Genomic DNA, 21,532 nt, shown 5'->3' on the forward strand with positions numbered 1-21,532 from the left:
ATGGACCTCCGACTCGATGCCCTCTCCGTCGTCGTCAATGGCCGGACCCTGCTGCGAAGCCTGTCGCTGGACGTCCCCGGCGGCCGGATCGTCGGGCTCGTCGGACCCAACGGCAGCGGCAAGTCCACCGCGCTGCGCTGCGTCTACCGCGCCCTGCGTCCCACCACGGGAACGGTCTGGATCGGCGGCGACGACCTCGCGACGCTCACCCTGCGCCAGGGCGCGCGAACCGTCGCCGCGCTGGCCCAGGAGAACCAGACCGACCTCGACTTCACCGTGGCGGAGGTCGTCGCGCTGGGACGCACGCCCCACCTTCGCGGCAACCGGCCCCTGAGCCCCGGCGAACGCGACCGGTGCCGGCGGGTGATGGAACAGGTCGACGTCCTGCATCTGGCCGATCGCGGCGTGCTCGCGTTGTCGGGCGGCGAGCGCCAGCGGGTCCTCGTGGCCCGCGCGCTGGTCCAGGAGCCCTCCGTACTGGTGCTCGACGAGCCCACCAACCACCTCGACGTGCGACACCAGATCGAACTGTTGTCGCTGCTGCGGCGGACCGGGCTGACGGTGCTGATCGTCCTGCACGACCTCAACCTGGCCGCCGCGCTCTGCGACCTGCTGGGCGTTCTGCACGACGGCTCACTGACGGCCTACGGCACACCGCGCGAGGTGCTGACCACCGACCTGGTGCGGCGGGTGTTCGGGGTCGAGGCGAGCGTCGTGTCACACCCGCTGACCGGAGATCCCCAGCTTCTCTACTCCCTTTCCCCATCCACCACCACGGAGAGAACCTTTTCATGATCGAACCCACACCCGGCAGGCGCTCCCCGTTGCGCGCGATGCTGATCCCCGCCATGGCCGGCATGATCCTGGTGACCGGCTGCGGCGCCCAGGTCACCGCGCGGCAGGGCGCGCCCGCACCGGTCAAGGTCGCACGCTGCGCGGAGGAGGTGGAGTATCACCGCCCGCAACGCACGGTGGTCTACGAGGCCGGGAGCGCGGACAAGATGTTCGTCCTCGGGCTCACCGACCATGTCGCCGGTTACGTCATGCCACCGGCGAACCCACCCGTCACACGATCGCCGTGGGCCGCGGAGTACGCCAAGGTCAAGATGCTCAGCGACGACCTCCTCAACCGTGAACTGGTGGTCGACGCCAAGGCCGACCTGGTGGTGGCCGGTTGGCAGTCGGGCTTCAGCGACCAGCGCGGCATCACGCCCGAGATCCTCGACGGTCTCGGCATCCAGAGCTTCATGCACAGCGAGACCTGCTACAACTACCCCGACCATCCGTTCAAGGTGGCACCGTTCCAGGGCCTGTACACCGACCTGGAACGCCTGGGCGCGATCTTCGGCGCCCAGGACCGCGCCAGAAGGGTCACCGACCAGCTCAAGAAGCGGGTGGCGGCGGTCCGGGAACAAGCACCCAAGGGCTACTCGCCACGGGTGTTCCTCTACGACTCCGGCACCGACCAGCCCTTCACCTCAGGCAACCAGGCCCCTCCCCACGAGATCATCGAAACGGCGGGCGGGACGAACATCTTCGGCGATCTCGACGGCCGCTGGACCTCCGTGGGCTGGGAGGCCGTCGTCAAGGGCCAGCCGGAGATCATCATGATCCTCGACTACGGTGACAAGCCCGCCAAGGAGAAGATCGCCTTTCTGAAGTCCTCGCCCCGGATGCGCTCGGTGCCCGCCGTACGCCACGACAGGTTCCACATCATCGACTACAACGAGGCGATCAGCGGGCCCCGCATCGTGGACGGCCTGGAGAAGTTCGGCGCCTATCTGCGCGAACTCGAACGCTGAGAGCCCGCCTCGCCCCCAGGCGTACGAAGGCGCGCCGTCACCGCTGCTGTCCGGTCCTGTTCCGCGTCGGCTGCCCCTCCGCTTCGGGAGGCAGCCTGGATTCCTCGCCGGGCAGCGTGGTGCCGGACTCCACGGTGAGCAAGTTGGTACCCAGTCCTCCGTCAACCCGGCCATACTGATCGTCCTGATCCCCACCAGCCCGACCATGGCTTTTGGCCGTGGGGGGCGCTTCAAAGGACAATGGTCAACGCGCGCGCAGTGACTCCAGCAGCCGCGACAGCACGGCCTGGGTGTCGGCCAGGTCGCCCGGGTCGGCGGTCGACGCCAGCCACAACGCCGCCTCGTTCATCGCCCCTGACAACAGCCTGGTCAGCGGTGCGACCGGCTGTTCGACGATCACTCCCGCCGCCATCAGCTCGGTCAGCGCCTGGGCCAGGTGACGGGCCGAGGCGGCCTCGTCCAGCGCTCGCCACTCGTTCCAGCCGAGGACCGCGGGGCCGTCGACGAGCATGATCTGCTGCACGTCGGGGTCGGCGCCGGCGGCGAGGAAGGCCTGGCACCCTGCCACGAGCTGCGTCCACGGGTCGTGTTCGGCGTCCGCGGCGGCGGCCACGCGCTCCCCCACCTCCTGCTGGATCTCCGCCAGCACGGCGCGGAACAACTCGGCTTTGCTCTCGAAGTGGTGGTAGAGCGCGCCCTTGGTGACGCCCGCCGCGCGCACGATCTCCGACAGGCCGACGGCGGCGTACCCCTGGGTGGCGAACAGCCGCCTGCTCTCGTGGAGCAGGGTCCGCCTGGTCCGCTCCCGCAGCACCGCCCTGGTATTCGGCGTCGTCATCGTCTCGAACTCCTTTGACATACCGTTGGTATGTGAACTAATTTCGACATACCAACGGTACGCGAAAGGGGACCACCGTGAAGATCGGCAGCTTCTATCCGGTCATCTGCACCAACCGCCTCCAGGAGTCGCGTGACTTCTACACCGGCCTGTTCGGCTTCGAGATCACCTTCGAGGCCGACTGGTACATCAGCCTGCGCCGCGAGGAGTACGAGCTGGCGCTGCTCGACCCGGCCCACCCGACCATCCCCGCCGGCTTCCGCGACACCACCGCGCGAGGCCTGCTGCTCAACTTCGAGATCGACGACGTCGACGCCGAGTGGGATCGCCTCGTCGTCAGGGGCGGCCTGCGTCCCGAACTGGAGATCCGCAGCGAGGACTTCGGCCAGCGCCACTTCATCGTCGCCGACCCCACCGGCGTGCTCATCGACGTGATCACCAACATCGCGCCCACCGGCGAGTACGCCGGCCAGTTCCTCAACTGAAGATCGGCAGCATGGCGTGGGCGGTCACGCGGTGACCTTGGCCAGGACGATTCCGCCGACGATGAGGGCCAGCGCGGCCAGGCGGCCCACGGTCACGGGATCGTCCTGGAGCACGATGCCGAGTGTGACCGCGCCGATCGCGCCGATGCCGGTGAACACGGCGTAGGCGGTGCCGACCGGCAGGGTGTTCATCGATCGGGAGAGCAGCCACACCGCGGCCGCCGCCAGCGCGAAGCAGACCAGGGTGGGGAGCGGCCGGGTGAAGTTCTCCGTCGGTTTGATGCTCTGCGACCAGGCGACCTCCACCAGCCCGGCAAGGATCAGCACGGCCCAGCTCACCTCGTCGCCGCCTTCCCGGCCAGGGCGAGCGCCGCCGCGTAGGACTCCTCGTGGGCGGCCCTGAGGTGGGCCAGGGCCGGGTCGACGAGGGAGTTCGTCAGTTCGGCGTGCACGAACGTCACGTCCTCCACCGCGAAGTGGCCCTGGATGAAATCGCGCAGATAGCGCTCGTGGTGGTCGAAGGGCTCCTTCGGCGCGCCCGGCCCATAGGCGCCGCCGCGCGCCCCCGCGATCACGAAGGTCCGGCCCTTCAGCGACATCCGGGGGAAGGTGACCTGGTCCAGCCACGCCTTCAACGACGATGGCACGCCGTAGTTGTACATCGGAACGCCGATCAGAACGGTCTTCGCGGCGACGAGTTCGCCGAGCAGCGGTTCGACGACGGCCCAGGCGGCTGCGTGCTCCGCCGTACGGACGGCCTCTTTATAGCGCGAAATATCGGTTATGCCGTGGGCGAGGACGTGATCGCACAGCTCGGTCCACGCCTCCCCGATGTGCGGAACCGGATCCGCCGCGAGATCACGGTAGACGTACGACGCCTCGGGATCGGCCTGCCGCCACGCCTCGGCGAAGGTCCGCGAGAGCTTGCGGGAGAAGGACGTACGGCGGGCGGCGGCGTCGAGATGGAGAAGCATGACGACTCCCGATAAGTGGACGTTGTGTCCACTTATGTTAGGCAGCAAACGGACGGCGTGTCCAGTTATGCTGGGACCATGAGAGCCGACGCCGAACGGAACCGGATGCGGGTCCTGCGCGCCGCCGAGGAGCTGTTCGCGGCCAAGGGCGCGCCCAACGTGACGATGGAGGACATCTCCCGTGCCGCCGGCGTGGGCAGGGGAACGCTCTACCGCCGCTATCCCGACCGCGCCTCCATCGCCGTGGCCCTGCTCGACGAGCACGAACGCGCCCTGCAGGAGCGGCTGCTGCGCGGCGACCCGCCCCTCGGCCCGGGAGCCCCGCCCGGCGAACGCCTGGCCGCCTTCTACGCCGCCATGGTCCGGCTCCTCGAAGACCACTCCCACCTGGTCCTCGGTGCGGAGACCGGCCGCTCCCGCTTCGAGACCGGCGCCTACGGCTTCTGGCGGGCCCACGTCCGCGCGCTGCTCACCGCCGCCGCCCACCCGGCTCCCGACGCCCTGGTCGAACCGCTGCTGGCCCCGCTCGCCCCCGACGTCTACGCCTACCAGCGCGACGACCGCGGCCTCACCCCCGCCCAGATCACCACGGCCCTGGCACACCTGGCCCGCCGAGTGACCGGCTGAACGATGCCTGCCCGCACCGTCGGCTCTGGACAACATTGCTCTTTTGTGATCTGACGGAGTAAAGCGCCGACGATCACGGACAGGAGCACCTGGAATGAGCGATACGCCGCGACTGCACACCGCCGGCACCACGATGCTGGACCGGGCCCGCGAGCTACGCCCCCTGATCGAGCGCGAGGCGGCCACGGCCGAGGCACAGGGCAGGCTCACCACTCCCGTCGTCGACGCCCTGCACGAGGCAGGACTTTTCGGCGTATGGGTGCCCGCTCCGCTGGGCGGCGCCGAACTGTCCCCCAGAGAACTGCTCGCCGTCTTCGAAGAGCTCTCGTACGCCGACCCCTCGACGGGCTGGGTGGTCATGGCCACCACCCTGGAGAACGGAACGGCCGGCGCGTACCTGGGAGACGAGGCCATCGAGCGGATCTTCAAAGGCCCGCGGATGCCGGTCTTCGCAGGCCAGGGCACCCGGCCGGGCACCGCCGTACGGGAGGACGGTGGTTTCCGGCTCAGCGGGCGGTGGAGCTTCGCCTCGGGCATGCCGCACGCCCAGTACGTTCACAGCCTGGGCGCCATCGAGGGCACCGATGAGACCCGGATCTTCATCACCCCGATCGAAGACGTCGAAATGCTCGGCAACTGGGACGTCCTGGGCCTTCGTGCGACCGGCAGCATCGACTACGCCATCGACGGCGCCTTCGTGCCGGAGTCGCAGACGCACGTCTTCGCGCAGAACGAGCCGCTACGCGGCGGCGTGATCTACCGGCTCGGCCTGCTCGACCAGGCGCTGATCTGCCACTCCGGCTGGGCGCTCGGTGTCGGCCGCCGGCTGCTCGACGAGCTGATCCGCTACGCCGGGGCGCGGGCCGGGCGGCCCGGCCAGATCGCCGGCAGCGATGCCTTCCACGCCGACTTCGCCCGTACCGAGGCGACGTTCCGCGCGGCGACGGCCCTGGTGCACGGGACCTGGGACGCCACGGAACGCACCCTGGAGTCGGGCCGGACACTCGACGTGCGCGAGGAGACGATGGTACGGCTCGCCCTCAACCACATCACGTCGACGGTCGCGGAGGTGGCCCGCTTCGTCTACGCGTCGGGGGGCACCTCGGCGCTGCGCGACGGGCTGATCCAGCGGCTGTTCAGGGATGTCCACGCCGGCACCGCGCACATCACCTCGGGCCCGCAGGTGCTCCAGGAGTGCGGCCGCGAACTGGCCGGCCTGGCTCCGGACGAGTCCTGGACGATCTTCGCCCTGCAGGCATGAGGAAGTGCTCCGACCCGCGATCACCATGGTGCCTGCCGGTCGGGCTTCCCTGAGCCACGTGATGGGCGCGTTCTCACCGGGCCTCCCGCTCCGGTGCTCAGGAGAGCTCGCGCGTGCGGATGACGTTCGCGTACCAGCGGTCATCCCGGCACGCCCTACCAGGGAACTCGGCCTGGTACCGGCTCGGCCGCTCCTCTTCGTCGAAGCCTTTCGAGGGAGGGAAGCGGGGCATCGCGAACGGTGGGCTCAGTCCTTTTTAGGAGCCGGGCGCGGGCGGATAAGGAAGATCTGGTCTGGTCTGTCCTCGCAGGCCACCTGGGCGATCTCGGCACCGGCCCCGACGTCCCGGGGGCCGTACAGAGCTCCGAGGCACCAGCCGCTGTGCACCGGGCGGACCTTGAAGCCCTCACCCGTCGGCTCCAACCTGTACTGCTGGTCGGCGGCATCGTCACAGCCGACCGGCCCGAGGAGCGCGTCCCCTCCCACGAACGCGCCGTCCACTACCAGGCAACCGACTCCCTCCTTGGGATGGTGCCACTCGATCACGTACACTCCCCCGCCGAGGGCCCGTAGAGACGTGTCGGGCAGCAGGTCGTCGCAGGGCCGCTGCACGGCGATCGGCCGGTCACTGCGTCCGTTGCGCTCCCGCCCCTCGCCCACGCACAGATCACGGTCGGCGACGTGCGACGGGGTCAGGCCGTACCAGCCGGTGGGGAGGGTGGCGACGACCGACCCTTTCGGGGCGGGGGTGGCCTGCGTATCGCGATTCCCGCTACCGTCGGCCCCCCTCATCAGCGCCACAACGGTCAGTATGGCGAGCACCGTGACCGTCAGGACGATCCGGGCCGGCGACAACAGGCGCCACACCCGTCGCGGCACCTCGCCGTCATCGTCCGGAGTCGCCTTTACGTCCAGCATTTCGTCGGCAGGTGCCGCCATCACAGGCACGTCGGCCGGGGGCCCATCCTGTTCCCCCAGTGTCATCGGGGCCGGTGTGGTCCCGGCTGCCAGAGACTTACGAGCCGCCACCCAGCGTGCCACCTCCACCTCGTCGAAGCCGCAGGCACGGACGAAGACGGCGACGAAGTCCTCACGGGGAAGCTTGGCGCGTCCCAGGACGGTGGCCGTGGTGCTCGGCGGCAGTACATCACCGGCCGCGGTCGCGCGGGCCGCGAGCTGGCGGTAGGTGAGACCCGACCACTTCCGCAGTCTCCCGAGCGCCGCGACGAACTCCGCCGTCGTCGTCACGTCCTCAGGCCGCGGAGTCCCGGTTGTACGATCCTGCACCGGCTCTCCCTGACACACATTGACATTCAGTGGCAGGCTACAAGATCGAAGAAGGGAAAACCATTCCCCAATTGAGCTCAAACCAGGACGAACCATCCAAAACAGCACCTCTAGGGCGAATAACCGAAATTATACTGAGCCGATAACGAAGACTCTGTCGGCAATTCATGAGTGCCTTAATTCTCACAAGTCAGTTTAGGTTCAGCGCTTCCGCTCAGCTCCACGTTGCCCGCCGTACGCCGTCCCGGTCGCGATTTCGACCAGTTGCTTGGCGAAGTCGAGACGTTCACCGAGGTCACCGCAGGGATCGGCAGTGGAGTCGGCATCGCCTCGACGCTGTGCGAGCCGGCCTCGCGCAGGCAGGCGCAGCCGATGGAGATGGCCGTCGAGCACGAGAACAGCGTAATCAGACGGTGTCCAGCGCGTATTCGCGAGAGCGCGCCCAGCCGGAAATCAATGCGTTCTCCTCCGGTGAGCGCGGCCGAAGCCAGTCGCGTACCGCACTTCCCGGGGCAGAGCGACTAATCGGCCGGGCCGACGACGCGGTAGCCGACGCCGGGCGTGGTGGTGATGCTCGATGAGCGCGCCATCGGTGTGTTCGAGACGTACCTCGGCACGCGCGTCGGGCAGGTGTTCGCGTCAAGCCGATGAACAAGCGCTTCAGCTGGGGCGCGGCGCCGCCACCGGGTCCGGCGACCCGTGCGGGGGGCGGACGGCGCGGCCCCGCTCTCGGCCGGCTGCAGGGTACGCCTGGAGGAACGTGTCGACGGCGGCGCCGGCCAGCGCCCGCAGCTCATCGTCGCCCAGCGGGCGAGTGCCCATCTGGGAACGTGCCTCCAACGGGCCGGTGAGCAGGGCGAGCAGTTGCTCGGCCGCCCGCTCGGGCTCGGTCGTGCGGAGGCGGCCGGACAAGGCGAGGCGGGCCAGACGGTCAGCCAGGGCCTGGGTGAGCCGGTGTGGGCCGAACTCGGTGACGATGTCGAGGATGTCGGGAAATCGGATGATCTCCGAGTAGAGGAGTCGTCGCAGCGCGCAGGAGTGGTCGTCGCAGTGCAGCCGGACCAGCTCGTGACCGACGCTCTCCAGCGTCGCGCGCAGGTCGTCGCCGGGCTCGACCAGCGGTTCGAGGGCGGCCAGCCGCTGCTGCAGCACGGTCTGCGCGGCGGCCTGGACGGCGTGCCCGAAGAGGGTGGCCTTGTCGGTGAGGTGGTTGTAGACCGTGGGCTTGGCCACCCCCGCCTCGTCGGCGATCTCCTGCACGCAGGCCTGGGCATAGCCCTGGCGGGCGAATACGGCGAACGCGCCCCGCAGGATCGCCTGCCGCTTGTCGATCCGTCCGCTGGATATGGCCACGCCCTCACTATACCGGCGAGTTCAAGTTGCTGAACGCCCCAGTTGCTACTTGACACACGTGGTCACTATGTTGAACCAGTGAGTTCATTTCTTATGATGATCGACTGGTTCCCCGAACCCTGGCGCTGATCGCCGTGGTCCTGCTCGGCGGGTCTCGCCGGTGTCACATCTTCTGGGCCGTCCTCGCCATGATCGCGATCATTCTGGCGGTCGTCCCGCTGCTGCCCGGCCGTCCGTCGATCCCCGCTGAACCCGTACTCTCCGGAAAGGCATCCACATGAAGACCCTGGTGATCACCGGCGGCACCGACGGGATGGGCAAAGAGCTCGCCCGCACCTACCTGAGCTGTGGCGACACCGTCGTCATCGTCGGCCGGGACAAGAGCAAGGCCCTCCCCGGCGCCCATGCCATCGCCGCCGACCTCAGCCTGGTCAGTGAGAACAGGAGGGTCATCGACGAGATCAACGCCGCATTCCCGACGGTGGACGCGCTCGTGCTGTGCGCCAGGTACTTCCGCTCCACCCGGTTCGTCACCGCCGAAGGGCTGGAGGCCACCTTCGCCCTGGAGTATCTGAGCCGCCACCTGCTCAGCCACGGCCTGACCGACCCCGGCGTCATCATCAACGTGTCCGGCCCCGGCGTTCCCATGGGCCGCCTCCACTGGGACGACCTGATGCTGGAGCGCGGCTACGCCGGGGTGACGGCCCAGATGCAGGCCGGGCGCGCCAACGACCTGCTCGGCGTGGCCTTCGCCGATCGGCCGGTGGCCGGCCGTACCAGATATGTCCTGATCAACCCCGGGCCCGTGTCGACCGCCTTCCGTGGCCAGTACGACGCCGCCACCGCCGCCCACGTCGAGTCGCTCAAAAGGTACGGCGCGCCCGTCGCCGAGGGCGTCAAGCCCATCGTCGCCCGCATCGACACCCCGCCTCCCGCCCCGCTCAGCGCCTTCATGCAAGCCGAGCCGATCAGCCTGGACCACCGGTCGTTCTCCCCTGAGGCCGCCGCGCGGCTCAGCGACATCACCCGCCGCCTGCTGGGCTCCCTGGAGGGCTGACCAGCATTTGGTCGGCAGTGTGCGTGACATGACGCGGGACCACGGTCAGCCCGTGGTCCCGGATGTCCCCTGCCCGCGGTTCAGGACGGCGGGACCTCTCCGGAGCCTCTGATGATCAGGCGGGTGGGGACGACCACGGACTGGGCCTTGGAGCGGTCGCCGTTCAGGCGGGAGATCAGGAGTTCGGCGGCCGCCTGGCCGATCGCGGCGGGGTTCTGGGCGATCACGGTCAGGGCGGGTTCCAGCACCTCGGCGAGGGGAAGGTCGTCGAAGCCGACGAGGGCCACGTCGCGGCGGCGGAGCCGGGCCAGGCCGAGGATGACGCCGGTCGAGGCGAAGTTGTTGGCCGCGAAGACGGCCGTGGCCGGGTTCCGTCCGGCGAGCACACGGGCCACGGCGGCCGCGGCGGCCTCGTGGTCGTGCCCGATCTCCACCAGCGACCGGTCGAAGGGAATGCCTCCGCCGGCCAGCGCGTCGCGGTAGCCCTGGAGCCGCTCCCGCCTGGTGTAGAGGTCGGGCAGGTCGCCGACGAAGGCGATCCTGCGGTGTCCGTGCCCGATCAGGTGGGCGACGCCGGAGCGTGCGCCCTCTCGGTTGGAGCTGACCACGGAGTCGGCGGTGAGCCCGTTCGCGGGGCGGTCCAGGAAGACGAGAGGGAGGCCCGCCGACCGTTCGGTGCGCATCGGACGGTGGTCGCCGCCGGCCGAGGGCACCACCAGGAGCGCGGTCACCCGCCGGGCGAGAAAGGTGGAGATCAGCGAGCGTTCCCGCTCGGGAGTCTCCTCGGAGGATCCGACGATCAGGGTGAGACCGCGTGGCCGTACAGCGCTCTCGACTCCGCTCGCGACGGTGCCGAAGAAGGGATTGCCCATGTCGGGGATGACGAGTCCGATGGTGGAGTCGCGCGCGCCGATCCGCATGTTCCGCGCCATCAGATTGGGCTGGAATCCGAGCCTGGCCATCGCCTCCAGGACGCGCGCACGGGTCTCCTCCGACACCGGCCCTTCGTCGTTGACGACTCTGGAGACGGTCTTGGCCGTCACGCCGACTTCCCGAGCCACGTCGCTCATGGTCGGGCGGCGGGCTCTGGACATGGTTCACCACTCTGTTCTCTTGAATTGCGCGTCTCAAGACAGGCTAAAGGTGGTTAACCAGCCCTTGACGCATGACCATCGGTCAGGAGAGGCCGATGGCGCGGGCGGCCCCCTGGTCGGCGACGACCGTCTCGTCAGAGGCGTCCACCCGCAGCGCGCCCGTCATGATCGCGACGACTTCGGCCATCTCGTGGTCACCCGGCTTCAGTTGCGCGACCCGGCGGCCGAGCCGCTGCACGTGGATACGGTCGGCGATCTCGAAGACGTGCGGCATGTTGTGGCTGATGAGGATCACCGGGAGACCGCGGTCGCGGACCCTGCGGATCATGTCGAGGACCTGTCCCGACTCCTTGACGCCGAGCGCCGCGGTGGGCTCGTCCATCACCACGACGTGCTGGGCCCAGGCGACCGCCCTGGCCACGGCCACGCCCTGGCGCTGTCCCCCCGACAGCGACTCCACCGGCTGGGTCAGCGATCGCAGGCCGATCTTGAGCTCGGCCATGTGCCGGGCCGACTCCTCCCGCATCCGCTTGTGGTCGAGCATCCGGAAGATCGTGCCCAGCGGGCCGGGCCGGCGGATCTCGCGGCCGAGGAACATGTTGCTGGCGATGTCGAGCGAGGCCGCGACGGCCAGATCCTGGTAGACGGTCTCGATTCCGCGCCTGCGCGCGTCGAGCGGATCGCGGAACCGGATGGGTTCGCCACCCAGGAGGATCTCGCCCTCGTCGGGCTGGACCGCTCCGGTCAGCGCCTTGATCAGGCTCGTCTTGCCGGCGCCGTTGTCGCCGATGACGGCCAGCACCTCGCCGGGCATCAGGTCGAAGTCGGCGCCGTCGAGCGCCGTCACGTGGCCGTACCGCTTGACGAGGCCGCGGGCCTGCATGACCGGGACGGCGGGGGGTTCCGTCATGAGATCCTCCTGCGCGAGAGTTGGTCCACGGTGACCGCCAGGATGACCAGCACACCGGTGATCAGGGTCTGGTAGATCGAGGGGACGCCCATGAGCTGCAGACCGTTGCGGAAGACGCCCACGATCAGGGCGCCGAGCAGCGTGCCGACGACCAGTCCCCTGCCGCCGAACAGGCTGGTGCCGCCGAGCACCACGGCGGTGATGCTGTCAAGGTTGTCGGTCTGCCCGGCCTGCGGATCGCCGACTCCGGTCCTCGAAACCAGCAACAGCGCCGCGATGCCGTACACGAGGCCGGCCACGGTGTAGACCCCGACGGTCAGGCGGCCGGTGCGGATGCCGGTGAGCCGGGCGACCTCGGGACTGTTGCCCAACGCGTACACGTGCCGGCCCCAGGCGGTCTGGCTCAACAGGTAGGCGAAGATCAGGAACAGCAGGATCGTCAGCAGCGATCCATAGGTCACCATGGTGTCGCCGATCGCGAAGGTGCCACCCAGCGCGGTGAGCGGCGCGGGCAGGTTCACCACGGTCTGGTCGCCCGAGAAGATGTGGGTCAGGGCGAAGACGACGTTGAGCATGCCCAGCGTGACGATGAACGGCGGCAGCGGGATCGCGGTCACCAGCAGTCCGTTGACCGCGCCGAACCCCGCGCAGACGAGCAGCCCGAGCGCGATGGCGACCAGCGGCGGCACGACCCCGTCCGCGGCGAGCTTGGCCATGACGATGCCGCCGAACGCCATGATCGCGCCATTGGACAGGTCGATCCCGGCGGTGAGGATGATCAGTGTCTGGCCGATGGCGAGCGTGCCGACCACCATCACCTGCTGGATGATCAGCGAGAAGTTGCCGCCGCTGAGGAACTGCTCGTTGTTGAGGGAGAAGAAGACGCAGGCGACCAGCAGGGCGACCATGGGGCCGACGGTCGGCGTGGTGAGTGCCCTGCGTGTTCTGGACGGCCCGGTCAACGATGGCTTCGGAGGCGTCGTCGTCGTGGTCATCTCTGTTTAGCCCCAGCAGTTCTGCAGGCCGAACGCGGTGTCCTCGGCCTCGACGCCGTCGACGGGTTTGTCGGTGATCAGGGTCACACCGGTGTCAGTGTAACCGGAGGGCTTGGCGCCGCCCTTGCCGTACGCGACGACGGCCTTGACGCCCTGGTCGGCCATCTTCAGCGGGTACTGCTGGGAGGTCGCGGCGATCTGGCCGCTCTGCACCGCCTTGGTGCCGGTGCAGCCGCCGTCCACCGAGACGATGAGCACGTCCTTCTCCCGGCCCTTGGCCTTCAGCGCCGTGTACGCGCCCAGGGCGGCGGGCTCGTTGATGGTGTAAACGACATTGAGGTCGGGGGCCTTCTGCAGGCAGTTCTCCATCGCGGTCTGGCCCTTGGCCTGATCACCGCTGGTGTCCTGGGAGCAGACGATCGACGGGTCTCCCTCCGCGACGCCGAAGCCCTTCAGGAAGCCGTCGTGACGAAGCTTCCCGACCGCGACACCGGGGGCCAGGTCCAGCGTCGCGATCTTCGCGGGCTTGCCGGACATGGCGGCCTTGGCGTACGCGCCGATGAGCTGCCCGGCCTTCAGGTTGTCGGTGGCGAACAGCGCGTCCGTCGCGTCCTGCGGCTCGGTCGGGCTGTCCAGGGCGACGACCATGACCCCCGCTGTACGGGCCTTCTGCAGGGCCGGGACGATCGCCTTGGAATCGCTGGGCGTGATCAGGATGCCTTTCACCCCGGCGGCGATCATGTTCTCGATCGCGGTGATCTGGCCGGCGTTGTCGCCGTCGAACTTGCCCGCGGCGGTCATCAGCTCGGCGCCCTGAGCCTTCGCGGCGGCCTCGGCGCCCTCCTTCATCTTGACGAAGAAGGGATTGGTCTCGGTCTTGGTGATGAGCCCCACCTTGACTGAAGTGGGCGTACCACCGGTGGCCGCGGAGTCGCTCCCCCCGCATCCGGTCAGGCTCATCGTGGCGGCGACGGTGCAGACGGCGAGCGCACCGACGGTACGAATGCTGCTGGAAGACATGCGCAACTCCATGATCCTTAGGGGGTTGCAATGTCAGCGTTGTCATATGTCAACGTTGACATCCACTGGGAAGCGATGATGAACTCCGCAGGACGAAACGTCAATGCCCTTGACCTGTAACAAGTTGGCAACGTCGCCAAATCGCCTCCTACCTCGCAGCGGAAAGGCCCGGCCATGCCCCCCACTCAGGTCGCCGTGCTCGGCGAGTGCGTCGCGGACGCCTTCGTCGTCGAAAGCCCGGAGCAGGGCGAACTGACCCTGCGCGTGCTGCCCGGCGGCGGACCGGCCAACACCGCCACCGCCCTCGCCCGGCTCGGCACGCCCACCCGGTTTCTCGGGCGGATCTCCGGCGACGCCTTCGGCGCCCTGTTCCGCCGTCGCCTGGAAGGCTCCGGCGTCGATCTGACCGGCTGCGTGCCCGCCCCGGAGCCCAGCACGCTCGCCGTCGCCACCATCGGTGACGACGGGCAGGCCCGCTACTCCTTCCATCCCGAAGGCGCGGCCGACTGGCGGTGGAGCGCGGCCGAACTGACCGTCGAACGGCTCGGCGACGCGGTCTGCCTGCACACCGGCTCCCTCGCGCTGGTCCGCGCGCCCGGCGCCGAGCGCATCGAGGAACTGCTGGTGGCCGCCGCGCCGCGGGTCACCGTCTCGATCGATCCCAATGTGCGCACGGCGCTGGTGGATCCCGCCGTCTACCGGGCGCGGATGCCCCGCTGGTGCGCGCTGGCCGACGTGGTGAAGCTGAGCGAGGACGACCTCGCGCACATCCACCCCGACGAGGGGATCGACCGGGTGTGCGACACGTGGCATGCGGCAGGCGTACGCCTGGTCGTGGTGACGCGCGGCCCCGGGACGACGGTCGTCTCGGTGAACGGCGAGCGGGCGGAGGTGCCCGCCCTCGCCACGCGCGTCGTGGACACCGTCGGAGCGGGTGACTCCTTCACGGCCGGCCTGCTGCACCGCCTGCACGCCGCGGGGTCGCTCGGCGGGCGACTCGACGATCTCGGCCTCGATCAGGCGGTGCGGGCCGTGTCCTTCGCCGTCCGGGTCGCCGCGCACACCTGCTCGGTCGCCGGCGCCGACTCGCCCTGGGCCGGGGATCTCGCCTGCGCGGATCAGCCCGCCTGAGGGCGGGTGCGCCGACGCCCATGGATGGCCGCCGCACCGTGGGGCGAATGGATTGATCTATCCTGGGCCTGAGACGCGACATAGGGGTTGTGGTTTGAGTCAGGATGACGCCGCGCTGAACGGCATCGATTTCAGCAGCCCGAGCGTGGCGCGGATCTACGACTGGTGGCTCGGCGGCAAGGACAACTTCGCCGTCGACCGCGCTGCCGCTGAGAAGCTGCAGGAACTGGTCGGGCCGGATGGACGCCTGGTGATCAGGCAGAATCGCGATTTCCTGGGCCGAGCCGTCCGCTATCTCTGCGAGACGGGCATCCGGCAGTTCCTCGACATCGGCACGGGTATCCCGACCCGGGGCAACGTGCACGAGGTCGCCCACGCGGTCGATCCCCTGGCACACGTCGTCTATGTCGACAACGATCCGATCGTCGCCGCCCACGGCCGGGCGATGCTCACCGGCAGCGGCCGTACCGGCGTCGTCGAAGCCGACCTGCGCACTCCAGAGAAGATCACCGACAGTCCGACGACCCGTGGCCTCATCGACTTCAGCGAGCCGGTGGCGGTGCTGTTCGTGAGCGTGCTCCACTTCGTGGACGACGACGACGCCGAGCGCGTCGTCGGATACTTCCGCGAGCGCATGGCCCCCGGCAGCCACATCGTCATCTCCCATGGCAGCCAGGGGCGGTTGAGCGAGCAGACCATCTCCGAGGCCCGGCAGGTCTACGAGAAGTCGACGGCGGCGCTCAGGGACCGCACGCCGGAGCACATCACCCGGTTCTTCAAGGGCTTCGAACCGGTCTCTCCCGGCCTGGTCGACGTCGCCGACTGGCGCAACGACGCCGCGTTCGTCGAGCACAGCGCCGGCGGCTATGTGTTCGGCGGGGTCGCCCGGCTCGTCTGACATCGGGCCGCGTGGATCGGGCTCCGCCCGGACGCATTCGGCGCACCACCCCACCGCCGACGCGGGCCGCCGGCGCGGGAGCCGCTCATGGCCGCGAAACTCGGGGTCAGCGTGACCGTGCCCGTACCGGTGCGCGGTCGGCCTGCGTTCGCGCGTGTCAGGCAGGACGTGCAGCCGGGAAGGGCAAGAGTTCGGCAACCGGATGGTCACGCCTTTCTCCGCCGCCTGCCGTTACCTCCCGAGTAGTGGGTAGCCCCCTTTCGATGGGACCGGACAGCTCGGACAAGACATCACATTTCGGTCAGTCTGTGGCGGCGGTGTGCGCTGTCCGCCATCGACTCGATCGACACCGGGGTCCGCGGCGGTCCCGACCCCGACGACGTCAGGCTCGACTCGTTCGCTTCCTGAAGCGTTGTACGGCGAGGCAGCTCACCTCCGGACCCACACCACTCACAGGACGAAGGAGATGTCCGCGATGGCCACCTGGACCAGCGAAGAGCTCACCAAGATCGGAAACGCGGAGGAGCTGGAGCTCTCGTCATCCCGCCGCGATGACACCCTGCGCGACCCAGTGATCATGTGGGTCGTCCGTGTCGGCGATGACCTCTACGTGCGCTCCATGAACGGGCGCGGCGGCTCCTGGTTCCGCGGCACCCAGACCTCCCACGAAGGCCGTATCCAGGCGGGCGGCGTCGAGGCGGACGTCACCTTCGCCGACGCCGACCCCGACGACGACGTCCACGACGAGATAGACGAGGTCTACCGCACCAAGTACCGGCGCTACAGCGCGAACGTCATCGGCGGCGTGGTCAATCCCGGGTCCCGAGCCGCGACGATCAAACTCGTGCCGCGCTCGTGAAGCACGATCGGCAAGCTCAACGACCTCACGCCCGCCGCCGGCGACCACCACGACGAGGAGCAGATGCAGATGATCGAACGCTGACCGACCCATCAGGTCGCGCTTTTCCGGACCGGGCCGCCATCTGACACGGCTTTGGCAGGCCGATCTCGCCGAGGTAAAGCGGTGATGGTGGCCGCTGCGGCTTCGCCTGATCTGATGGCGCCCTCGATGTAGCCGTACCAGCGGGGGGAGGTCTCGGCCCCGGCCCAGTGGATGCGGCCCGCCGGGGGACGCAGGGCGTGGCCGTACTGGGTCCAGGCGCCGGGCGGGAAGACGGCGGAGTAGGCGCCGCGGGTGAACGGCTCGGTACCCCAGTCCTGCTCGGTATAGCCGGCCGGGGCGGCGGCCCGCGGGCCGAACAGCTCGGCCAGCTGGCCGAGGACCGCCGTCTGACGCTCGGGGGCCGGCCGGGCGCTCAGGAACCGGGCCTCGGCTCCCTCGACGAAGCCGAGCAGGATGCCCCGCTCGCCCGCGCGCGGGCTGCTGTCGAAGACCGCGCTGACCGGCCCCCGCAGGCTGGTGGCCTGGCCGCTGAGCCCGTTCGAGCGCCAGAACGGCTCCGGATACACGGCTATGCACTTGATCACGGCGCCCATGGGCAGCCGCTGGGTGAGCCCGTCGCGGGCGGCCGGCAGCGGCGGCCGGTAGGCGATGCGGCCGGACATCGTGGGCGGGATCGCCACCACGACATGCGCCGCCCGCCAGGTCCGGTCCCCCGCGGTGACTCGCACGCCGTACTCGTCCTGGGCGATGCGGTCGACCGGGGTGCCGAGGTGGATGCGGTCACCGAGCCGGCGCGCCAGTCGCAGGGCCAGCTCGTGCGCCCCGCCGTCGAGACGGTCCTGCTGTGCGCCGCCCTCGACGGCGATCACCTGCTGGAGGGTCCCCGCCGAGCGGGCGTAGAACAGCGCGTGCAGCAGGGACAGCTCGCTCGGCTGACAGGACCAGACCGCCTGGCAGGCCATGGTGAACAGCCGCCGCCCGGCCCGGGTCCGCGTGGTGCGGCGGATCCAGGTTTCGAGCGTCTGACCGTCCAGGGCGGCCGCGCCGGGGCTTCGCCAGGGCGCGTCGGTGTCGATCCTCCGGGCGAGCCGTTCGAACCTGGCCTGGGCCTGGGCGGCGTCCAGCAGGGCGAGCGGGCTCAGCCGCGGGATGGTGCCCCGGTAGCGCCGTACTCGCCCGGCGGCGGTCTCCACCAGGTGGTCGCCCTCGCCGTACGTCGGGAAGACGCCCACGCCGAGGTCGGCGGCGAGCGCGTACGCGCGATCCTGCCCGGGGCCGAGGAACTGCCCGCCCAGCTCGATGGTCTGGCCGTCGAGCTCGACGCTGTGGGTGCGCCCGCCGACTCGGTCACGGGCTTCCAGGACAACGACGTCCAGGCCGTGGCGGTGCAGGTCACGGGCGCAGGTGAGGCCCGCCAAGCCGGCGCCGACGATGATCACGTCAACTGAGGAGGCGGTTGGGTGGTCGGACATGCTTTCTCCGGTGGGTCGGGTCATGCCCCGGACCACGCTCCGCCACCCGGCCGGGTGCGGACGCGTCCGTGGCATGACGGACACGCCAGCGCACCCACCGACCACCACGACGCTGACCTGTATGAGATCGATTAACCCGACCGATCTTACCCACGTTGACCACGCGTCGCTGCTCTCCGTTCCCAGCAGGTGTGGGGAACCAGTACGGCCGGCACCGGCTGGGCTTCCCGAAAGAAGCCCACCCGTGCTCAGTCCAGACCCTCGAAAGCGTGGGCGGGTGGCGGCAGCGGCGGAGGCGAGGCCGGGGGCGTCTCGGTGAGGGCGGTCAACGCCAGGGTGACCGCCCGCTCCAGTTGGGGGTCCCGGCCTGCGACGCGGTCCTGAGGGGTGATCGCCACTTCGACGTCGGGGGTGACCCCGTGGTTCTCCACGCTCCAGCCGGGACCTCGCAGCCAGAAGGCGTAGCGAGGCTGGGTGACCATGGTGCCGTCGGTGAGGGAGTAGCGGCCGTCGATGCCGATCACACCGCCCCAGGTCCGGGTGCCGACGAGCGGCCCGAGCCGGTTCTGCATGAAGCCCGCGCTGAAGATGTCGCCGTCGGAGCCGGCGAACTCGTCGGTGACGCCGACGACGGGCCCGAGGGGGGCGTCCGAGGGATAGGGCGTCGGCCGGTGTCCACGGGACACGGCCCACCCGGTGACCCGGCGGGACAGCTTCTCCAGCACGAGTTCGGACAGTTTCCCGCCGCCGTTCTCGCGGACGTCCACGATCAGGCCGTCGCGGGCGATCTCGGTGCGCAGGTCGCGGTGGAACTGGGCCCAGCCGGAGGCGACCATGTCGGGCACGTGCAGGTAGCCGAGCCGGTCGGCCGAGAGATCCCGGACGAGGGACCGGCGCGAGTCGACCCAGTCGTGGTAGCGCAGGGGCCGCTCGTCGCCGATCGGCTCGACGGTCACCGTCCGGGTCGTACCGTCCGAGGCCGAGGTGACCGTGAGTTCGGCCTGCCGCCCCACCAGGCCCGACAGGAGGGGCAGCGGGCCATGGATCGGGTCGACCGCACGACCGTTCACCGCGATGATCGCGTCGCCCGGCCGTATCGCCACGCCGGGCGCGAGCAGCGGTGAGCGCGCATTGGGGTCGGACGAGTCCCCGGGCAGGATCCGGGCGACCCGCCACACCAGGTGGTCGTCGCGGACGAGGTCCGCGCCGAGCAGGCCCGGCGGGCGTCCGTACTCGCTCATGGCGGCGGCGTTGTTCGGGTACGCGTAGGCGTGCGAGGTGCCGAGTTCTCCCTGCACCTCCCAGAGCACGTCCAGCAACTCGGAGTAGCAGCCGATCCGCTCCACGAGCGGGGCGTACCGGGCCAGCGTGCGCTGCCAGTCGACGCCGTTCATGTCCGCACGCCAGAAGTGGTCGCGCATGAGCCGTCCGGCCTCGGCGTAGGCCTGCCGCCACGAGGCCACGGGATCGACGGTCACCGAGACGCTTTCCACGTCGATGCAGACGAGGTCGCCGCGGTCCGCCGTGGACCGCGTCTGCAGACCGCCGGGACCGGTCATGACGATCTGGGTGCCATCGGCGCTCACCTCGAAGGACTCGATCTTTCTGGCCAGCTCCGACGGGGCGCGCCGTGTCAGGTCGAAGCGTTCGAGCACGGCGTCGTCGTTGGGGTCGGCGCCGTTGCCGAGCCGGCCGTTGAGCTGGCCGGTCAGCGGGCGCCGCACCCAGAGCAGGGCGCCCACGGCCGTGCGGAGGTTGCCGTAGCGGCCGGCGGGGACGGGCACCGGGACGACCCGTGCGGCCAGCCCTTCGATCTCGACCTCGGTCGCCTGGGTTCCGGCTTCGTCGTTCGCACCAGGCCCGAAGGGCGCCGCCGTCGTGCTCAGCAACGGCACCACGTACGGCCGGCAGCTGTGCGGGAAGGACAGGTCGAGCACCTGCGGGTCGTAGACCGGATCGAACGTCCGGTGCGACAGGAAGGCCAGATGCCTGCCGTCCCTGGTGAAGGCGGGGTCGAAGTCGGCGAACCGCCGAGGCGTCACCTCGATCACCTCGCCGCCGTCCACCCGGCCCATCCTGATCTGCGACAGCCGCTCGTCGTGCGGATACGTCCACGCCAGCCAGCGGGAGTCGGGCGAGAAGGCCGGGCCCTTGATGTCGCCGTGCTCGGTGCGGTCGAGCTGGTGGAGGCGTCCGGATTCGACCTCGACGACGAGCAGGCGGCCGTCGTGGCAGGCGACCGCGACCTGCTCGCCGTCCGGGGAGGCCGCCAGTTCGAGCACCCGGCCCAGCCGGCCGGCGGCCAGCGTGCGGAACTCCTCGCCGGGCCTCCCGACCTCCAGGCCGTCCTCGCCGGTGGCGTCGGACACCCAGACGGCCAGGCCGCCTGCGCCGAGCGCGCGCGGCAGCCGTACCCCGACCCCCGGAGCATCCCGCAGCGTGGTCGCGGGACCTTCGCGGTGGGTCACCCAGTGTGCCGTGCCCTGGATCTCGACGGCGCTGGCGCGCCCGGCCGGGTCCGGTGAGAACGCGGTCACCCGGTTTCGTGCGGGACTCGGCGACCGCCCCGGCCGCGAGCCGCCGAGCCTGACGGGCAGTTCGCGCGGCTCGGCGTCGAGGGACTCCAGCATCCAGAGATCCCCCGCCCGGCTGTAGACCACCCTGCTCCCGTCCGTGGTGGCGTGGCGGGCGTAGAAACCCTCGTGGGAGGTGTGCCGGCGCAGATCGGAGCCGTCCGGGAGAGCCGAGTAGACGTTGCCGTGGCCGTCGATGTCGGCGAGGAAGGCCAGCCGGCCGCCCACCCACATGACCGACCAGTACTGCGCCGTGCTCTCCGGGAACAGCCGGGTGAACTCGCGGCTCCCTGCCGCGTCGACCCAGATCTTGCCGGCCCGGCCGCCTCTGTAGCGCTTCCAGGAGGACGGCTCGCGCACCAGCGACGACACGGTGGCGACCGCCGTTCCGGAGATCGCGGCCTCGCTGGCCCAGCCGTACGGCAGGCGCTCCGCCGGGCCGCCGTCGAGCGGGACGCTCCAGGCCCAGATGCGGTTCCGGGTGGCCTCGCCGACGGCCGAGACCGCCAGCACCCGGCCGTCGGGAGTCCAGCCGCGCACCGAGGTGGTGGTGTCTCCCCAGTGGGTCAGCCGCTTCGCCGTACCGCCGTCGAGGGCGGCGGCGAACACTTCGGGAACGCCTTCGCCGCCGCTCGTCCATGCGATCATGTCGCCGCGGGGAGAGAACCTCGGGTGCGAGACCGCCACCTGGGCCGCGGTGAAACGCCAGGCCCTGCCGCCCTCCGCGGCCGCCACCCAGACGTCGTCGTCCGCGACGAACGTGAGCAGGTCGCCGCACAGGTGCGGATATCTGAGGTACGCGCTGTCGACCATGAGCCCAGTCTCGGCAGGACGGGCACACAGAGCGCATA

Annotated in this window: 21 protein-coding genes; 9 read left to right on the plus strand and 12 right to left on the minus strand. The window is 69.9% G+C overall.

Annotated features, from left to right (window positions below):
• Both MBA17_RS32650 and MBA17_RS32655 read left to right on the plus strand, forming a co-directional pair.
• Positions 1 to 795, plus strand: coding sequence for an ABC transporter ATP-binding protein (locus MBA17_RS32650; RefSeq protein ID WP_238500711.1), 795 nt, complete (start codon positions 1 to 3; stop codon positions 793 to 795).
• The gene (locus MBA17_RS32655; protein ID WP_238500716.1) at positions 792 to 1,802 is read left to right on the plus strand and encodes an ABC transporter substrate-binding protein; all 1,011 of its coding nucleotides are present in this window, start codon (positions 792 to 794) and stop codon (positions 1,800 to 1,802) included. The genes MBA17_RS32650 and MBA17_RS32655 overlap by 4 nt, the downstream gene beginning before the upstream one ends.
• Positions 1,803 to 2,046: 244 nt before the next feature.
• Here MBA17_RS32655 and MBA17_RS32660 read toward each other — a convergent pair whose 3' ends face one another.
• The gene (locus tag MBA17_RS32660) at positions 2,047 to 2,640 is read right to left on the minus strand and encodes a TetR family transcriptional regulator (protein ID WP_238500717.1); all 594 of its coding nucleotides are present in this window, start codon (positions 2,638 to 2,640) and stop codon (positions 2,047 to 2,049) included.
• 77 nt (positions 2,641 to 2,717) lie between these two features.
• On the opposite strand from MBA17_RS32660, the gene MBA17_RS32665 reads away from it, so the two are divergent.
• Positions 2,718 to 3,125 (plus strand): VOC family protein, encoded by a 408-nt coding sequence (locus MBA17_RS32665; protein ID WP_238500724.1) that lies wholly within the window; start codon positions 2,718 to 2,720, stop codon positions 3,123 to 3,125.
• 24 nt (positions 3,126 to 3,149) lie between these two features.
• On the opposite strand, the gene MBA17_RS32670 is transcribed toward MBA17_RS32665, so the two are convergent.
• Positions 3,150 to 3,464, minus strand: a complete 315-nt coding sequence (locus MBA17_RS32670) for a DMT family transporter (RefSeq protein WP_238500725.1) — start codon at positions 3,462 to 3,464, stop codon at positions 3,150 to 3,152.
• Positions 3,461 to 4,099 (minus strand): FMN-dependent NADH-azoreductase, encoded by a 639-nt coding sequence (locus MBA17_RS32675; RefSeq protein ID WP_238500727.1) that lies wholly within the window; start codon positions 4,097 to 4,099, stop codon positions 3,461 to 3,463. The genes MBA17_RS32670 and MBA17_RS32675 overlap by 4 nt, the downstream gene beginning before the upstream one ends.
• Positions 4,100 to 4,177: 78 nt before the next feature.
• Here MBA17_RS32675 and MBA17_RS49805 point away from each other — a divergent pair, with 78 nt between their 5' ends.
• Positions 4,178 to 4,726 (plus strand): TetR/AcrR family transcriptional regulator, encoded by a 549-nt coding sequence (locus MBA17_RS49805; RefSeq protein ID WP_274386292.1) that lies wholly within the window; start codon positions 4,178 to 4,180, stop codon positions 4,724 to 4,726.
• 94 nt (positions 4,727 to 4,820) lie between these two features.
• Entirely contained in the window at positions 4,821 to 5,987 is a 1,167-nt protein-coding gene (locus MBA17_RS32685) for an acyl-CoA dehydrogenase family protein (protein ID WP_238500734.1), read from the plus strand.
• A gap of 246 nt (positions 5,988 to 6,233) precedes the next feature.
• Here MBA17_RS32685 and MBA17_RS32690 read toward each other — a convergent pair whose 3' ends face one another.
• From MBA17_RS32690 to MBA17_RS32700, 3 genes are all read right to left on the minus strand, one after another.
• Positions 6,234 to 7,274: a helix-turn-helix domain-containing protein gene (locus tag MBA17_RS32690; RefSeq protein ID WP_238500736.1), complete on the minus strand. Its 1,041-nt coding sequence runs from the start codon at positions 7,272 to 7,274 to the stop codon at positions 6,234 to 6,236.
• A 201-nt stretch (positions 7,275 to 7,475) separates the two neighbouring features.
• Positions 7,476 to 7,667 carry a hypothetical protein gene (locus MBA17_RS32695; protein ID WP_238500738.1) on the minus strand — a complete coding sequence of 64 codons (192 nt, stop codon included), beginning with the start codon at positions 7,665 to 7,667 and terminating at the stop codon, positions 7,476 to 7,478.
• 267 nt (positions 7,668 to 7,934) lie between these two features.
• Positions 7,935 to 8,627 carry a TetR/AcrR family transcriptional regulator gene (locus MBA17_RS32700; RefSeq protein ID WP_238500740.1) on the minus strand — a complete coding sequence of 231 codons (693 nt, stop codon included), beginning with the start codon at positions 8,625 to 8,627 and terminating at the stop codon, positions 7,935 to 7,937.
• A gap of 277 nt (positions 8,628 to 8,904) precedes the next feature.
• On the opposite strand from MBA17_RS32700, the gene MBA17_RS32705 reads away from it, so the two are divergent.
• Positions 8,905 to 9,684, plus strand: coding sequence for an SDR family NAD(P)-dependent oxidoreductase (locus MBA17_RS32705; RefSeq protein ID WP_238500744.1), 780 nt, complete (start codon positions 8,905 to 8,907; stop codon positions 9,682 to 9,684).
• A gap of 80 nt (positions 9,685 to 9,764) precedes the next feature.
• Here the strand turns inward: MBA17_RS32705 and MBA17_RS32710 are convergent, their stop codons facing one another.
• From MBA17_RS32710 to MBA17_RS32725, 4 genes are all read right to left on the minus strand, one after another.
• The gene (locus tag MBA17_RS32710; RefSeq protein ID WP_238500857.1) at positions 9,765 to 10,754 is read right to left on the minus strand and encodes a LacI family DNA-binding transcriptional regulator; all 990 of its coding nucleotides are present in this window, start codon (positions 10,752 to 10,754) and stop codon (positions 9,765 to 9,767) included.
• A 106-nt stretch (positions 10,755 to 10,860) separates the two neighbouring features.
• Positions 10,861 to 11,688, minus strand: coding sequence for an ATP-binding cassette domain-containing protein (locus MBA17_RS32715; protein WP_238500745.1), 828 nt, complete (start codon positions 11,686 to 11,688; stop codon positions 10,861 to 10,863).
• Positions 11,685 to 12,596, minus strand: a complete 912-nt coding sequence (locus MBA17_RS32720; protein ID WP_238500747.1) for an ABC transporter permease — start codon at positions 12,594 to 12,596, stop codon at positions 11,685 to 11,687. The genes MBA17_RS32715 and MBA17_RS32720 overlap by 4 nt, the downstream gene beginning before the upstream one ends.
• Before the next feature lie 93 nt (positions 12,597 to 12,689).
• On the minus strand, positions 12,690 to 13,703 hold the full coding sequence (locus tag MBA17_RS32725; protein WP_238500749.1) for a sugar ABC transporter substrate-binding protein: 1,014 nt from the start codon (positions 13,701 to 13,703) through the stop codon (positions 12,690 to 12,692).
• A 174-nt stretch (positions 13,704 to 13,877) separates the two neighbouring features.
• Here MBA17_RS32725 and MBA17_RS32730 point away from each other — a divergent pair, with 174 nt between their 5' ends.
• From MBA17_RS32730 to MBA17_RS32740, 3 genes are all read left to right on the plus strand, one after another.
• Positions 13,878 to 14,834 carry a carbohydrate kinase family protein gene (locus MBA17_RS32730; protein WP_238500751.1) on the plus strand — a complete coding sequence of 319 codons (957 nt, stop codon included), beginning with the start codon at positions 13,878 to 13,880 and terminating at the stop codon, positions 14,832 to 14,834.
• Positions 14,835 to 14,928: 94 nt separating this feature from the next.
• Positions 14,929 to 15,732 (plus strand): SAM-dependent methyltransferase, encoded by an 804-nt coding sequence (locus MBA17_RS32735; RefSeq protein WP_238500752.1) that lies wholly within the window; start codon positions 14,929 to 14,931, stop codon positions 15,730 to 15,732.
• 475 nt (positions 15,733 to 16,207) lie between these two features.
• Positions 16,208 to 16,591, plus strand: coding sequence for a DUF2255 family protein (locus MBA17_RS32740; RefSeq protein WP_238500753.1), 384 nt, complete (start codon positions 16,208 to 16,210; stop codon positions 16,589 to 16,591).
• 92 nt (positions 16,592 to 16,683) lie between these two features.
• On the opposite strand, the gene MBA17_RS32745 is transcribed toward MBA17_RS32740, so the two are convergent.
• A complete protein-coding gene (locus MBA17_RS32745) occupies positions 16,684 to 18,108 on the minus strand; it encodes a flavin monoamine oxidase family protein (RefSeq protein ID WP_238500754.1) in 1,425 nt (474 codons plus the stop codon).
• Positions 18,109 to 18,356: 248 nt separating this feature from the next.
• Positions 18,357 to 21,494, minus strand: coding sequence for a S41 family peptidase (locus MBA17_RS32750; RefSeq protein ID WP_238500758.1), 3,138 nt, complete (start codon positions 21,492 to 21,494; stop codon positions 18,357 to 18,359).
• Positions 21,495 to 21,532 lie beyond the last annotated feature (38 nt).

This window comes from Dolomitihabitans soli (assembly GCF_022213955.1).
Taxonomy (GTDB): Bacteria; Actinomycetota; Actinomycetes; order Streptosporangiales; family Streptosporangiaceae; genus Streptosporangium_A; species Streptosporangium_A soli.